General features: G+C 47.2%; 1 protein-coding gene. It reads left to right on the top strand.

Annotated elements, in window-relative coordinates:
• A partial coding sequence (locus ACFIMP_RS09705) for a hemagglutinin repeat-containing protein (RefSeq protein ID WP_375686334.1) occupies positions 1 to 1,243 on the top strand: 1,243 nt, incomplete at both ends.

The following is a 1,243-nucleotide window of genomic DNA, read 5'->3' on the forward strand; positions in this document are numbered from 1 at the left end:
CCAATAGCGGCACCATATCAAGTAATGGTGCATTGCATGTTTCGACTACGCAAACTTTGTTTAATGATGGTGGTTTTTTGCTTGGCAGCGGTGCTGTAGATCTCAGCAGTGGCGATCTTTTAGCCAATTCTTCCGGTGTTATTCTGGGGGATATCATCACCCTCAATGCGAAGACAATCATTGATGGGACTGCAAAAATCCGTGACACGAATGAATATGGTTTTGTTGATCGCAGTGGGCAGCAGGCTCAAATCATTTCTATACAGGATTTAAACATTCACTCCCTTGGCGATTTAAGCATGACTGGTGGCCAATGGAGCAGTGGCGGTCCGATGACGGTGATTGTCGATGGTTCTGCTACGTTTGGTTCATTAGTGCTAGAGAGTGACCATAAGGAGACATTGGAAAAAGGGCATTATAACGCCCAAAGCAGTGAGCACCGTTTGACAGAAGTCAACAGTGATGGAGATTTGACCATTGTCACAGGTGGTGAACTTAACCTTGGGGGAAAGTTTAAAGCCAAGGGCAATGGGGATTTCACCAGTGGTGGCGCTCTCAACGCGATTTCAGAGCAAGATTTTAACAGTTTTGATTTGGATCTGAGGGGCAAAGAAGGCGACAAATCGAAGCAAAAGAATAAGTTTCGTCAACAATCAACAGAAGTTACTACAAACAAAACCACGATAGAAACAGAGGGCAACCTCTCCATGCATGCGCAAAATGGGGATCTCACGCTTGATGCGGCAGGGCTATCAAGTGGTGGTCAGACGCATTTGGCATCAGATACGGGAAAAATCAAGTTTCTGACCAACAAGGATCAAGATTTTAAGGACGTTTATCAGCGTAATGAAAACCTTGTGTGGTGGAGTGAGAGCGATAAAGGTTACCTTAAGGAGACCATCGAGCATGTCACCATAGATGCTAAGGGTGGCATAAAGCTTGATGCGGGTGATGGCTTTGTTGTTGAGTATCAGGCAACCGGTGATTTAGACAAATCCCTTGAGCAATTATCTCGCTCCCCAGGCTTAGCATGGATCAAGCAACTGCGTGATGATCCAGAATTATCCAAGCAAGTGGATTGGCAAGCAGTTAAGGCTGAATTTAAAGACTGGGATTATAAAGCCCAAGGGCTGACAGAAGCCGGTGCGGCTCTCGTGGCATTGGCTGTCACGGCGGTTACGGGTGGAGCAGCCTCGGGCGCTGCCAGTGCCATTACCGGTGCTTTGGGGCTTGGCTCGAGCAC

This window comes from Bartonella sp. AP65SXKL, from assembly GCF_042195725.1.
Lineage (GTDB): Bacteria > Pseudomonadota > Alphaproteobacteria > Rhizobiales > Rhizobiaceae > Bartonella.